At 41.4% G+C, this 14886-nt stretch carries 9 protein-coding genes, 1 other RNA gene and 1 pseudogene; 5 read left to right on the plus strand and 6 right to left on the minus strand.

The window, feature by feature from the left end:
* A pseudogene (locus FQV37_RS11995) lies at positions 1 to 1170 on the plus strand (IS256 family transposase); the annotation flags it as partial.
* 566 nt (positions 1171 to 1736) lie between these two features.
* On the opposite strand, the gene FQV37_RS12000 reads toward FQV37_RS11995, so the two are convergent.
* The 3 genes from FQV37_RS12000 to FQV37_RS12010 form a co-directional block, all read right to left on the minus strand.
* Positions 1737 to 3365 (minus strand): long-chain-fatty-acid--CoA ligase, encoded by a 1629-nt coding sequence (locus FQV37_RS12000; RefSeq protein ID WP_160023277.1) that lies wholly within the window; start codon positions 3363 to 3365, stop codon positions 1737 to 1739.
* 292 nt (positions 3366 to 3657) lie between these two features.
* Positions 3658 to 4016, minus strand: a transfer-messenger RNA (tmRNA) gene (gene ssrA / locus FQV37_RS12005).
* A gap of 85 nt (positions 4017 to 4101) precedes the next feature.
* On the minus strand, positions 4102 to 4773 hold the full coding sequence (locus FQV37_RS12010) for an alpha/beta hydrolase (RefSeq protein WP_160023279.1): 672 nt from the start codon (positions 4771 to 4773) through the stop codon (positions 4102 to 4104).
* A 349-nt stretch (positions 4774 to 5122) separates the two neighbouring features.
* Here FQV37_RS12010 and FQV37_RS12015 point away from each other — a divergent pair, with 349 nt between their 5' ends.
* The 4 genes from FQV37_RS12015 to FQV37_RS12030 all read left to right on the plus strand — a co-directional run bounded on the left by FQV37_RS12015 (position 5123) and on the right by FQV37_RS12030 (position 9638).
* On the plus strand, positions 5123 to 6481 hold the full coding sequence (locus FQV37_RS12015) for a glycerophosphodiester phosphodiesterase family protein (RefSeq protein ID WP_160023281.1): 1359 nt from the start codon (positions 5123 to 5125) through the stop codon (positions 6479 to 6481).
* Positions 6482 to 6713: 232 nt separating this feature from the next.
* The gene (locus tag FQV37_RS12020; RefSeq protein ID WP_160023283.1) at positions 6714 to 7493 is read left to right on the plus strand and encodes a response regulator; all 780 of its coding nucleotides are present in this window, start codon (positions 6714 to 6716) and stop codon (positions 7491 to 7493) included.
* Between the two features lie 16 nt (positions 7494 to 7509).
* Positions 7510 to 9312, plus strand: coding sequence for a two-component system sensor histidine kinase CreC (creC, locus tag FQV37_RS12025; protein WP_160023285.1), 1803 nt, complete (start codon positions 7510 to 7512; stop codon positions 9310 to 9312).
* A gap of 125 nt (positions 9313 to 9437) precedes the next feature.
* Positions 9438 to 9638: a hypothetical protein gene (locus FQV37_RS12030; protein ID WP_102093530.1), complete on the plus strand. Its 201-nt coding sequence runs from the start codon at positions 9438 to 9440 to the stop codon at positions 9636 to 9638.
* A 65-nt stretch (positions 9639 to 9703) separates the two neighbouring features.
* Here FQV37_RS12030 and FQV37_RS12035 read toward each other — a convergent pair whose 3' ends face one another.
* The 3 genes from FQV37_RS12035 to prmB all read right to left on the minus strand — a co-directional run bounded on the left by FQV37_RS12035 (position 9704) and on the right by prmB (position 14763).
* Entirely contained in the window at positions 9704 to 12292 is a 2589-nt protein-coding gene (locus FQV37_RS12035; RefSeq protein WP_160023287.1) for an AAA family ATPase, read from the minus strand.
* Between the two features lie 50 nt (positions 12293 to 12342).
* Positions 12343 to 13446 carry a chorismate synthase gene (gene aroC / locus FQV37_RS12040; RefSeq protein WP_102094253.1) on the minus strand — a complete coding sequence of 368 codons (1104 nt, stop codon included), beginning with the start codon at positions 13444 to 13446 and terminating at the stop codon, positions 12343 to 12345.
* A 144-nt stretch (positions 13447 to 13590) separates the two neighbouring features.
* Positions 13591 to 14763 carry a 50S ribosomal protein L3 N(5)-glutamine methyltransferase gene (gene prmB, locus FQV37_RS12045; protein ID WP_101206117.1) on the minus strand — a complete coding sequence of 391 codons (1173 nt, stop codon included), beginning with the start codon at positions 14761 to 14763 and terminating at the stop codon, positions 13591 to 13593.
* Positions 14764 to 14886: the final 123 nt, after the last annotated feature.

Here is a 14886-nt window from a genome sequence, read left to right on the forward strand (position 1 = left end):
CTGCCCTAGAAGCAGAAATGGAAGAGCATCTCGGCTACCCCAAGCATGAAAAGGCAGACAAGCCTAATAAGCGCAATGGGCACACTAAAAAGAGAGTCCGTAGCGACACAGGCGAGCTTGAGATCTCCACCCCCAGAGACCGCGACAGTAGCTTTGAGCCTGTACTTGTCAGTAAGCATCAAACCCGTATTTCAGGTCTTGATGACAAAATCATATTTCACTACAGGCATAGCCTTACGTCTTGCGCTTCGGGCAAGTGTCTCCCAGACACTTGCTGATCCTCGCTCATACGCCAAAGGTCAAACCACTACTGAGATTGTCGAAACCATCAAGGACATCTACGACGTCGACATCTCAAGCAGCTTGGTTTCCAGAGTCACTGACAACATCTTGGATGACATCACCGCTTGGCAGAACCGGCCACTGAGCAGCATCTATCCTATTGTCTACTTAGACTGCATTGTCGTCAAAGTTCGTCAAGACAAGCAGATCATCAACAAAGCTATCTATCTGGCCTTAGGCGTTGCTCTTGATGGTAAAAAAGAGCTGCTTGGCATGTGGCTATCAGAGAACGAGGGCGCTAAGTTCTGGCTGGGTGTTCTTACTGAACTACAAAACCGCGGGGTACAAGATATTCTCATTGCCTGTGTCGATGGTTTAAAAGGCTTCCCTGATGCCATCAACACCGTTTACCCCAACGCTCAGGTTCAGCTGTGTATCGTGCATATGGTGCGTTACTCCATGAAGTTTGTACCATGGACGGATAAAAAGGCCGTAGCAGCTGATTTAAAGGCCATCTACGGTGCTGATACGCTTGAGATGGCAGAGGCCAACCTTGAGCACTTTGATGAGACTTGGGGCACAGAGTACCCGCATGTCATCAAGTCTTGGCGCAATAACTGGGAGGGCTTAACGGTGTTCTTTGGTTATCCTAAAGACATCAGAAAAGCGATTTATACCACCAATGCGATAGAGTCGCTAAACAGTGTGATTCGAACGGCGGTGAATAAGCGTAAGGTGTTTCCCTCTGATCAGGCAGCTTTCAAGGTGGTGTACTTAGCCACCCAGCAGGCCTCTAAAAAGTGGTCGATGCCAATCCGTAACTGGACGTCTGCCCTTAATCGCTTTATGATTATGTTTGATGACCGTATCAGCAAGCATTTAATCTAAAGGGCAGTTACACAGAATCTGGGATGGTCTCGTAGATAAGGACGATGCTTCAGGTTAACCTCACACTTGTTGTAAGTCTAGCAACGGCTTCTGCCTTTCCAGATTACGTTTATAGCTTCTGTTATACTAAAAACTAGTCAAGCGATAATATTTAGTTACTATTAAATTATAAAACTGAAAAACAAATCTAAAGTATACTCACAAGTGTACTAAAATATATATTTAAATATTTATCTATATACATCAAACACTTAACAACAATTAACCGTTCCGGCTCCGGGTACCATTACATAGTTCTATACTATCTTATAGAACATCTAAAGCCCCTGATATCAGGGGCTTTGTTGTATCTGGCGTTCCATACTGTCCTGCTCTATCTCAATCCATGCATCTGATGTACATTAACCTCTGAGTGCTCATTTAAAATACTAATCATGATAAGTGATATAGATGACGAGCATTTCAAACGCTCTATTCACCTATACCACTATTCTTAGAGAAATCTAACTAGACTACACACTTGGTTTGGCAAGTAGCATTATTAATTTACGCTTTTGATAACCAAATCAGCTATCCAACAATACGTTGCCATAGTCATCACGCAGGTCTTTTTTGACCATTTTCCCAGCGCCATTTAGCACGATATTATCTACAAATATGACTTTATCTGGTATTTGCCAGCTGGCGATTTTACCTTCGTAAAAGCTTAGCACTTGCGACTCATCAATTTCTGAATCTGGTTCTTTTACCACAATCAATACTGGACGTTCGCTCCATTTTTTATGCTTTGCGGCAATAGCGGCTGCCATTCTTATCTGCGGATGGGCGACTGCGATGTTTTCTAGCTCTACTGACGATATCCACTCCCCACCAGATTTAATCAAATCTTTTGAGCGATCCCGAATATTCATATAGCCATCGACATCAATGGTTGCAATATCACCTGTGTCGAACCAACCATCTTCAGTTATCGCATCAGGATTTTCTGTGTAATAATCGTTGATGATCCAGTGTCCTTTGATCTGTAGACGACCTTGAGACATACCATCTTCTTCAACTTGCTGTAGCGGCTCATCAGTATCTATGAGACGTAGCTGAACGCCGTAGGGTGGACGACCTTGAGAGTTACGCAACTCATTAATCTCATCTTTACTCAGCGACTTATGCTTGGCTTTTATTTGATTCATCGTTCCAAGTGGGCTAGTTTCTGTCATGCCCCAACCATGCACCGCATCACAATTAAAATCTTCTCTGAACGTTTTGATTACCGATGGTGGACATGCGGCTCCTCCGACGATGGTACGCGTCATGCTATCCAGCTTGCTACCTCTGGCTTTGGCAGCGGTTAATAGGCTTTGCCAAATCGTTGGAACCCCTAGAGCAACCGTGACATGACAATCATCAATGAGAGATACCAGACTATCTCCATCGAGATTGGGACCAGGAAGTATGAGAGAGCAACCAGTCAAGGCAGCCGCGTAAGGTGTGCCCCACGCGTTAACATGGAACATCGGTACCACGGGTAGTAAAACATCTTGTGCAGAGAGCGCGGAGACATCAGGCATGCATAACGCCATCGCATGTAGCACAGAAGAACGATGCGTATATAAAATCCCTTTAGGGTTACCAGTAGTTCCTGATGTGTAGCACAAAGAGCTGGCTGTTGCTTCATCGAATTGAGGCCAGTCAAAGTCAGTAGAATTTTCTGCTAATAGCTCATCAAAGAACAGTACATTAGGCAGTTTTTCTACGATACTATCATCTCGATCACTTAGACAAATGAAGTGTTCAACACCTTTGATATGCTCTTTGATTGCCATAATTAGTGGTAGGAAAGTAGTATCAAAAAACAGTACTCGATCATCAGCGTCATTGATAATGTAGCTAAGCTGCTCAGGGAACAAACGTGGATTGATAGTATGGCAAACCATGCCACTACCTGAAATGGCATACCAAGCTTCTAAGTGCCGACGATTATTCCAAGCCAAAGTTGCTATGCGTTCTGATGATTTAAGTCCCAGTGTAGCCAACGCATTGGCCAATCGTTTTGAGTTATCTGAGACAGTACGCCAATTGGTATGAGTCATCTGTCCATCGACTTCTTTGGACAAAACCGCCGTATCACCATGATAACGGGCAGCGTGTTCGATTAGACCACTGATCAGCAATGGCTGATACATCATTTTTCCTAACATAATACATTCCCTGTAGTTATTTGAAAGTCCGCTTATTCTTGCTACTGCATTGCCTGATGCGAAGAATAGGCCTCAACTAAGAATAATCAGAATTATTCTTTAAGACAAGTTAATATTATGTTCTCCATAGGCGACGAAAAACTGTGATTCAACTTCAAAGACTTGATGATTACTCTATATAAATAGTTTTTACTTTCTCATCAAAAGTTTATTGGTATCATTGTTTCTTTAATTAACCATAAAATTTAGACAAAAAAAATCCGACCACCTAAGTGATCGGATTTTTAATGTTTGGTGGAGATGGCGGGAGTTGAACCCGCGTCCGCCAGCATTACGCTCATGAATCTACATGTTTAGTTTCTGTCTTTAGTTTTAATCCGCACCGATCCGACAGTCAGGATGGATTGGACGATTCTCTACTTTTGAACCCAAGCAATTGAGACAATCACTTGTGGCGAGCCTACATGCGGACGCTTCAACTTAGTTAACCAACTGTAGGTGATCAGCAACTAAGTAAGCAGGGTTTAAGCTGCTAGAGCGTAAGTTTCGTCGTTTGCGACTATAACAATATATGTTTGATTAACGAGAGGACATACACTCTCGACATGCATCATTGAGTTTCATCACCAGCGTCGAAGCCAGAACATCCCCAATAAGACTGGCTATTATATAGGAGATATCGGTTAGGTTTCAACCTATAAGTAGCCTGCATTACATTACGTTACAGCTTAATAATTTACGCCAAAACAATGTTTAACCATTTACCGATATTTTGAATCTGCGGCATACAGACCTGATGTGCCATCGGATACGTATTATAAGACACATTATAGTCCTTTGCCGACAATAACTGCTGGGCTTGCTCACCTAGGATGACAGGCACGACTGGGTCATGAGAACCATGTTCAATCAGAATCGGCATGTCTTTATTGGCAGCACTATACTCAATATTATCATTGGTCGCTAAGTAGGTAGAGAGCGTCATCAAGCCAGCCAAACGTTTTGGATAGCCAAGTGCCACATGATACGCAACTGCCCCGCCCTGCGAAAACCCTGCGATGACGATATGCTCTGGTAACACGCCGCGCTCTATCTCACGACTGATCAAATCTTGTATCTGCTGAGCAGACTCTTCAATTTGAGCCACATCTACTTTACGCTCCAGACTCATCTCTATGATGTCGTACCATGCTGGCATCACCATGCCACCATTTACCGTGACTGGGCGTTTAGGTGCATGTGGGAAGATAAAACGTACTGCCATATCATTAGCCAAGCCAAGCTGCGGTACAACTGGCTCAAAATCATGACCGCTAGCACCTAAACCGTGCAACCAAATCACTGCGCGATCTATCTTTTTTTGAGAGGGATTGTGCTCAACGACGACTGCGTCTAAATAGTTACTCATAGTTATCCTTAATAATGTAGTGAGATATGCCTTAAGCATTTCTATATTTTTTGCCAAAATAACGGTATGTCATTATATGGTCAATATCATCTGTTAGTTTGAGAGTATGGTCAATACTATGAAGCTTAAATACTGTCAGCTGTCTATTCTTTAGTACATGTGCCTACAATTGTATCCGCATTAATGCTAAGTTCTTACAAGGCCAATTTCCTACAAGGCTAGGCTCTTACAACAATGTCACAACCTTTAGTGGTTTTTAGCAAGTAGCAACCAACGCTCAAACGTTATTTTTTTGATTCCCACCAATATAACTGATGGGATTTTTTATAATTTTGCAGGAACATTTTACATGACAATTTCTAATAAATCAGCGCTTGAGCTGAGTAAGCACACGCTGGCTAAGGTTAATAAGATTAATCTCGCCTTACCTTTAACGCTGATCAGCTCATTATTGATAGTAGGCTGCACTACCGATAGCCGCTCAACGCTCACATCAAAAGCCCCTTTATCGACAGCGCAACCACAATCGTCTTCACCTGTCGCATATACCTATGGAGTGCGTCCGTTTTATTTGATTAATGATATGGACGAGGGACCACTAAAAGAAGAGCTACAGGTGTGTAAAGGTCAACTGCCAAGTAAGACAGACTTCTCTATTGCACATCGGGGTGCGCCATTACAGTTGCCTGAACATACTTATGATAGCTACGTGGCGTCAGCACAAATGGGTGCTGGCATCTTGGAATGTGATGTCGCTTTTACCAATGACGGTGAGCTTGTCTGTCGTCATGCCCAGAACGATTTGCACACCACTACTAATATATTAGCCACGCCGCTCGCCAACCAATGCACTGTACCGCCAATATTGGATGCTAAAGGCAAACTTACCAATGCCGATAGTATCGAATGCCGTACCTCAGATATCAGTGCCGCTCAGTTTAAAACCTTGACGGGCAAGATGGATGCTGCCAATAAAAAAGCAACCAGTATTAGCGAATATATGAACGCAACCGCGCCTTGGCGAACGGACTTATACTCGCAAAATGGCAAGGTGTTGACGTTAAAAGAGCATATCGCATTGGCTCGTAAGCTAGGCATGAAACACACGCCTGAGCTAAAAGCGCCTGCAGTGACCATGCCGTTTAACGGCTATCGTTTGAACGATTACCGTCAACAGCTGATAGATACTTATAATGCAGCGAATGTACCTGCAAGCGATGTCTTTGCCCAGTCATTTAATATAGAAGATCTGGATTACTGGATCAAAAACGAGCCAGCTTATGGGGCTAATGCCGTTTATCTTATTGATGACAGCAATGAGACCGCTAAGGATAAAACATTTGATAAAGATGACGCAACCACATGGAAGCACTCATTGGCTGACATCAAAGCACGCGGCATAAACACCATTGCACCAGCACTTTGGTTGTTAGTCACTACTGATGGTAAGGGAAATATGCAACCATCAGAATACGCAAAACAAGCCAAAGCCAATGGTCTAAAAATCATTACCTGGTCGATAGAGCGTTCAGGGCCATTAACCGATGGTGGCGATTGGTACTATAGCGGTCTTAGCGATGCTATCAACAATGACGGTGATATGATGAATTATATTGACGTACTAGCGCAAGATGTCGGTGTCCAAGGCATTTTTTCAGATTGGCCCGCTACGGTGAGCTACTATGCCAACTGCAAAGGTCTTAAATAGGTTTACGCTTAGTCTATTAATAGACAGTCATGCTTAATCTTCGTTATCAAGACCAGCTTATTTATTGAGCTGGCCTTTTTGTTGAATGTATTAAAATAATTACATCGCACACTATCTACTGAGCACCTTACTTTTCCATTAACTTTTCACACCATTTGACTCGTGGCAGCAAGAGCAGTCTGCTGTTTTGTGCTACGATAATTTACTAAGCTTATAAGATGATGTAGAGACTATGACCCATATATTACTGGTAGAAGATGATCCTGCGATCGCGATGTCGCTTAAGGTTACTTGCAAGCGCGAAGGCTGGCAAATAACTTGGTTGGATAATGCCAGTAGTGTGTTACCCATGTTGCATAGTCATGAAGCACAAGATCTATCGGCGATCATTATGGATGTCGGTCTACCAGATGGTGATGGCTTGAGCCTATGTCAGCAAATACGTCATACAACTGATATCGACGCCTTAAAAGACTTACCTATCGTGTTTTTGACCGCGCGTAGCGATGAGGTCGATCGTATTTTAGGATTGGAGATGGGCGGTGATGATTATTGTGCAAAACCCTTTAGTCCACGTGAATTGGTCGCTCGTTTAAAAGCCATTTGGCGACGTGAACAGCTGATTCAGCAGTCAGGCTCTCATACCACAAACTCAAATGAAAGTACTGATAATACTTCCTCGAATAATCTTTCAGGACAAGCATTAACGTTTGAGAACCAATCTGGCGTTTGGCATTATCAACCGCTCAACTATTCATTAACATGGCAACAGCAAAAGCTTGAGCTTAGCAATACAGAACGCAAAATTTTGCTGACATTATTGCAAGCGCCGCAGCAAGTTTTTAGCCGTGAGCAATTGCTTAGCGCAGTAAGTGACTATCCTGACCACCGCTTAGCACGCACGATAGACAGCCACATCAAGTCAATTCGTAAGCAACTTGCGACCGTTGATACGAGTATTGAAGTCATTCATACGCATCGTGGACTGGGTTACGCCTTATGTCCCGCATAACAATGGCTGCTAACTGATGAATCATCATCCCAATAATGCTGAGAGCGATATTCATAACAACCAAAGCAATTGGTATGCCAAACTGCATCCCATTGGTACTGTGCAACAAGCACCTAAACGTAAACGACTGCTCAATTTAAGTATCTTTTTTAGGATTTGGCTTGCAGTCGCTTTGGTACTCATCATTTGCGGCGTGGTTGTATTTACTCAGTTGTTTGGCTACGTCAAGCCAACCGCGCAGCAAGTCATCGAAGACACGCTCCTAGACACCAGTAAGTTACTCGCGGCCAGTCTCCAGATACCATTATCTACAGGGCAACTATACGATGAGGCTTATCAAGCGCAACTTGATGCGGCCTTCGTGGGCATACCAGCCATTAACGATAATTTAGGTCCTGTCTATCAAACCAAAAACTATAGTAGCTTTCGGGTATATGTAACAGATAGCAGCGGCAGGGTCATTTATGACTCGCTACCCAAACCTGACAATAATGAAGGGCAAAACTATGGGCGCTGGAATGATGTCTATCTCACATTAAGAGGTCAATACGGTGCAAGAAGTACACTGCGGGATGGCCAACAGCGTGATGGCTCGGTCATGTATGTCGCACAGCCAATCAAGAATATGTCTGGCGAGATTATCGGTGTGGTCAGCGTCGGCAAACCTGTCGCCAGCGTGCTACCTTATTTGGACGACACACGTAACCGCATGCTGATCACGGTGCTATTCATCAGCATTGCTGCCCTCATTTTAGCGGGTCTCATCGCATGGTGGCTCAAGCAAAGTATCACCTTGGTGACTCAATATACCAGTGCGCTGGCAGAAGACACCAAAAAGCCCTATTTTTATCTGGGTCATGAGCTAAACAGCCTGACAGATACCATCGAGACTATGAAACATCGACTAGAGAATCGTGCTTATGTCACTGATTATGTTCATACTTTGACCCATGAGCTAAAAAGCCCTTTGACCGCCATTCGCGCCAGTAGTGAGCTGTTAGAAGATGATGGATTAGATGGTCATATGCTTGATAAGGATGATCGGCAGATGCTCATTGAGACGGTTGGTGAGCAAAGCGTAAAAATGCAACAGCTCATCGACCGCCTATTGTTGCTTGCGAAGGTTGAACAGCCTACCTTCAAGCTCAACCGACAACTGACTCCCCTATTACCACTTTTGCAAAGTCTGATCAAAGATAATACAGCCAAGCAGCAACAGCAGAATCTATACCCTATCGATATATACATCGATGATCAGCACATGACAAACACTACAAACTTGCCAGCAGAGTTGTTGGCCTCTACCAGTGTGTTTGCTGACCAATTTTGGCTGATACAAGTCCTACAAAATGTGCTGGATAATGCCATTCATTTTGCTGATAGCACTGTTAACATCTCTTTGCATAGCACAGCGCGAACGGTAATCATTGATATATTTAATGATGGAAAGCTGTTGCCTGATTATGCTATTGAAAAAGCTTTTGAACGTTATTTTAGCCTATCTCATCAAAGCCAACCCTCATCTCAAACAACGAATCATACAGACAGCAATGATCTAAATACAGAGGCGGCAGATCCAACGACTAAGCCAAGGCAGACTGACTATAGTAGTAATACGCTTAAAAAAGGCACGGGCCTTGGTCTAACACTAGTGAAGCAAGTAATTGAACATCATGGTGGTCAGGTAGCCCTCAATAATGTCCGTACTAATGATGATAAAGCTGACACTAATAAAGCTAGAACTGATAATACTGATACTGGTAAAAACCAGCGTTCTGGTGTGATGGTTAGTATCACCCTACCACTAGCTTTAGAATAAGAATTTTATAAGGATTCATCAACTTTCCATCATGACTACACAGGATTTCTACTTTATTGTTTTACGATAGCACTAAGATCTGTTGAACCGTCAAATTTGTAAAGTAAATGAGGATTAGACAACCTATGTCACATCAATTGACCGATAACCCTATTATCAAGAATCTAATCGGCTTTAGCCGTCATCACTGTACACAGACATTAACGAGCCAAGGCGTCGATAGTATTGAGTTTGGTCATTGGCTAGCAATTCCTAGTCAGCGGTTATTATTGGTATTTCGACATCAGCAATGTGTAGCTATTGATAGTTATCAAGTAGCTGCTTAGTGATTACAGTCATCTAAAATCGGAATAAGTTTTATTAACTTCAAAATATTAAGATTCATCAAAAATCAACCCACACTGGCCTCTCTAAATGCTTTAAGTTTAGCTTTGAAGCTATTTTTCCACAAACTAAATTCTCTAATATCATCTTCTATGTCAGTTTTACTAGGTAACCTAGGTATAGTTGATATCCCTCCATCATGTTCAGTAATAGAATATTTACCGAACAAACCTAATATGAAATTAATATCAGTTTCCTCAGTAACGACATAGCTTGATAAGTAGCCTCTTTTCAAATTGATATTCTTTGAAAAGCGTTCATATGTACGGTTTGATAGTACTTCTTCGACAGACCTTTCTAATAGCATTCTGAACCTTTTCCTAGCAGAGTCTAATTTAACTTCTCGCTCATGAGCATTTGTGATTGAAAGTGAGTCATGCTCTCTGATTATTCTTTGGATTGAGTCAACTCTTTCCTGAAGATTCTTAGCTAAATATGGAATTTCATCTGTTACAATACCTGTTACTCCATTATATTTATCAATTCCTATTATCTCACAATCATTTGAGGTCTCAGTTTTATGAATATCCATAAGCAATCTCATAAAAGATAGATCATGCGTCAGTACAATAATCTGTCTAGTTTGAGCTAAATTAACTAATTTGACTGCGATAAGCTCTCTATAATCCGTATCTAAAGAAGTAACAGGATCATCAAAGATAATACTATTTAATTTATTATCAATCGTACATTCTGCTAAGAAATTTGAGAGTGAAACAATACGTTGTTCGCCTTCACTTAGAATAGTACCCATATCGTCGCTAACTTCACTGAAGTTACATTTCATGAAAGCTTGACCTATAGTCGTTCTACTTTTAGAAATCTTTACTTTATTAGATAGTTCAGAATTAAAACAGTTTAAATGAGCGATGAACTCATCATGCTGTAGATTAATAGCTTCTTCGGTCATAATATCACCGATTTTTTTAGATATTATCGAGGTATTTAACTGTTTAATTAGATGGCTTAACCATTGTTTATACTTAAGTTCTTGATGATATTGGATGATAGTAGCTTTGTTATTAAATATAAATTCTTTTGCAGCAATATTGTGATATTCAATCCAGAAATTATTTCTATTTTGCTGTAACTGAGCTAGTTCGTGAATTTTTTTACTAATATCCTCTAATATAGGCTCGATATCTACTGGCATTACTGGAATAGGGAATATCAATCCTCCTCCATTTTCTAAATAAGTCAAAATTGAATTGATAGAAAAACGAACTTCTTGTTCAAATTTCTGAAATATTTCATTAAAGTTATTAACATAGTATTCTATTTCATCAATATTGCCATAAGCCGAAACAGACATATTTGAATAAAGCATTTTTTTATTATCGTATATTCTATTTAATTCATTATGTTGACTTGATATGTCATTAAGAACAAATTGCTTAAACTGTAGCATTCTCCTCTTAGCTTCTTCATCAAGGTCTTGCTGACATAATACACATTTATCCAAGGATTCATTTGATGGAAAGGTTTGTCCATCAGACATATTAGAACTGTGAGCAAAATCCTGAGCTGAACTCCACAGAATCCTCCATGGGCTTGTACCAAAGCTTTGGAAAGTATTCAAATCATTCAGTTCATTCCTGGCTATTTCATAAGCCTGTTTAGTACTGTCAAAACTTTGCTTGAAATCTCGAATATTAACTATAGCTTGAGTACTGAAATAACTTTCAATTTCTGATACTTTTTGAAAGTAACTTTGTAAGTTGCTTTTGGTAATCCTCAAGTCCTGTATATCTCTGCTTGGGTTTGGGCTATCTAAAATACTTTCTAAAAAACTCTTTCTATCAATATCTCTTTGATTAAATTGGATAGAATCATTTAACTGCTTATTATCGATATTCTCGATCTGACTGTACCAGCTAGAGATTGGTACATTAACTGGTGAATCTGGTAAAGCGGGCTTGACTACATTATATTGTGAAATTTCCAATTTTAGCTTAGATTGTATTTGGTTAAAAACATCGATTAAGCTTTCTAGCAAATCTATACCAACAGGTTTATATTCAGCTGGGTTATCTTTATTTATGTAAACTTCACTACATTCACTATCGAATACGAATATAGACTTTAACAGAGAATGACTTTCATTACTTTGATTCCATATCCAATCAATATTTTGACCTTCAAAACCTATTTTTATCTCAACTTGCTGCTGTGTTTGATCGCTTCTAAAAATATTAGTTTTCAATTCTATATTTGGTGCTCTACTCCAGCATAACTTCTTAAAAATCCTTGAATAGCTTGATTTCCCAGAACCGTTATTACCGTAAATGACGGTTAGACCATCTTCTGAAAACTTTAAATCTGCTTCACTATGTAAAGCAGATATATTTTTAGGATTTTTCAAACCTAGTAATTTTGGATAGTCATTATTAGTTTGAATACTTGTCGGAATATGCGTTTGATCATAAAAAATAGGTTGAATATTGACTGTATCATCACCGTGTTCTTTCTTAACTAATAAAGTTAGCTCATTAATATCATCATTATCAATAGAAGCATTTAAAATTCTTCGAAGACTGTCTCTTAGATACAATGGCTTATTTTCAGACCATGCTAATATATAATGATAAACAGACATACTTAAGCCTTTTTAAGATAAGTGTACTTTCAACAGAATTCAATGAAACACTAAGTAATCGATTGTACTGGCGGCTTCACATCCGCGTTTTGACCACGGTGACGCAGATAATGATCAAGCACTACAATCGCTAACATCGCTTCGGCAATGGGCGTAGCACGCACACCAACGCAAGGATCATGACGACCCTTAGTAAGCATATCGACTGCTTCACCTTGAGTGTTAATGCTCTTGCCAGCGGTGGTAATACTAGACGTTGGTTTTAGCGCAATACTCACACGGATATCTTGACCTGATGAGATACCGCCCAAGACACCACCAGCATGATTGGCTGCAAACCCATCTGGGGTCAGCTCATCACGAGCGCTATGTCCGAATTGACCTGCCACCGCCATCCCATCACCAATCTCAACCCCTTTAACCGCATTGATACTCATCATCGCATGAGCGATATCAGCATCCAGACGATCAAATACTGGCTCGCCAAGTCCGACTGGTACACCGCTCGCAATGATATCAAGGCGCGCGCCACAGCTAGTGCCTTCACGGCGCAAGTTATCAATCAAGGTTTCAAAACGGCCAATCGCTTCTCTGTCTGCACAAAAGAACGGATTACTATTTACAAACTCCCAATCAATTTGGCTCGGATCTAGGACGTTACTATGCTCATTGCCGATTTGGGTAACGTGACCACGAATTTGTACGCCCAGACGTTCTTGCAAGTATTTCTTAGCGATAGCACCAGCTGCTACACGCATAGCCGTCTCACGCGCTGACGAACGACCGCCACCACGATAGTCACGGAAGCCATATTTCATACTATAAGTATAGTCAGCGTGTCCAGGACGGAAAGTATCTTTGATATCGCTATAGTCTTTAGATTTTTGATTGGTATTGCGAATCAATAGACCGATAGACGTACCTGTGGTTTTGCCTTCAAATACGCCAGAGATAATCTCAACTTCATCAGACTCACGGCGCTGGGTTGAATACTTAGACGTACCCGGTTTGCGACGATCCAAATCTACTTGCAGGTCTTCTGCAGATAATGCTAAACCTGGTGGTACGCCATCAACGATGGCCATCAGGCCTGCGCCATGTGACTCACCGCAAGTGGTGACCGTAAAAACCTGCCCAATACTATTGCCTGCCATAACTGTCCTTAAACAAGTAAACGCTACTGATGACTATGTGACCAATCACTCATGGTTATTGCTTATACTGCTTATAATGAGTAATTGTATTGTTATTTATAGTTTCGGCTCGTGCAGCCGATGTCTATCCGACCCAATATCTGTCTATTGAAGGCTATCTAATAGCTGAACATAAGAGGCAAACAATTGACGGTTTGAGACTAGCTCATCATAGGTAATCGCAAAGACACCATGACCGCCATGTGCAAACTTCAACCAATCAAACTGGATTTCAGGATAGGCTTGTTTTAGTGCCCATTCGCTGTCACCTACTTCACAGATCAGCAAACCATCTGGGCTAAGGTAATCTGGCGCTTCAAATAAGATACGATGTACCAAATCTAAGCCGTCTTGGCCAGCTGCTAGTGCATGCTCAGGCTCATACAAAAACTCAGGCGGTAAATCTGCCATGATAGCCGCATCGACGTACGGTGGATTGGTGACGATAAGCTCATACTGGTTTTCAGCAGGTATCTTGGCAAACAAATCAGACTCGATTACGTTTACTTGATGGCCAAGATCATGATGATCGACATTGACCATTGCCACTTCTAATGCGCCTTTATCGATATCAACAGCATCGACCAACGCATCAACGAAACGGGTAGCAAGCGCGATTGCGATACAACCAGAGCCAGTACACAAGTCCAAGATACGCTCAGGCTGCGACAATTGCTTCACATCCAAGCCATGGTCATAAAATACCGCTGACTTTTCGTTCGGACTGACACCCAGTGGTTTGGCCAATTCAGTAACTTCAAAGTACGGATGGAACTGCTGACGAATCAACTCTGCAATCGGTGAACGCGGGATAAGAACACGCTCATCGACATAAAAAGGCAGGTCGCAGAAGTATGACAAGTTAATTAAATAACTGAGTGGCTTACGTTCAGCGATACGCTCTTCTAATAGTCCTAGTACCAACTGTTTTTCAGACGTGGTCAGACGACAGTCTAAAATCTGCTCATTAGCAGACCAATCGAGAGACAAAGAGTGCAAGACAATGGCTGACGCTTCTGCAAACTCATCGGTCGTACCTTGTGCAACAACGACGTCGTAGTTACGCAGCTGCGTGACTGAAAAACGAATAAAGTCGCGAATACTGACAAGCTGCTCACGTGCTTCGTTTAGCTCTGCATGTAAGTTAGCAAATTCATCGTGCTCACCAAGAAGTCCAGTCTCTAAATCATACTCCATCTCACCGTCTAAGCCTTCAGACTCATCATTGAAGTATTGGTTTTGAAACTCTTCTGCACTCATTGTTTGGTCTTCTGACATATCGCACCTTGTGGATTAACTGCTAGCGGGTTGAATTGCTGTTTGCTAAAAATCGTTATATTAAACCCCACTCTCAACTTGAAATAAGCAAATCAAACTGAAGAGGCGGATTACCAAGTTTTT

Source organism: Psychrobacter nivimaris, from assembly GCF_009812035.1.
Taxonomy (GTDB): Bacteria; Pseudomonadota; Gammaproteobacteria; order Pseudomonadales; family Moraxellaceae; genus Psychrobacter; species Psychrobacter nivimaris.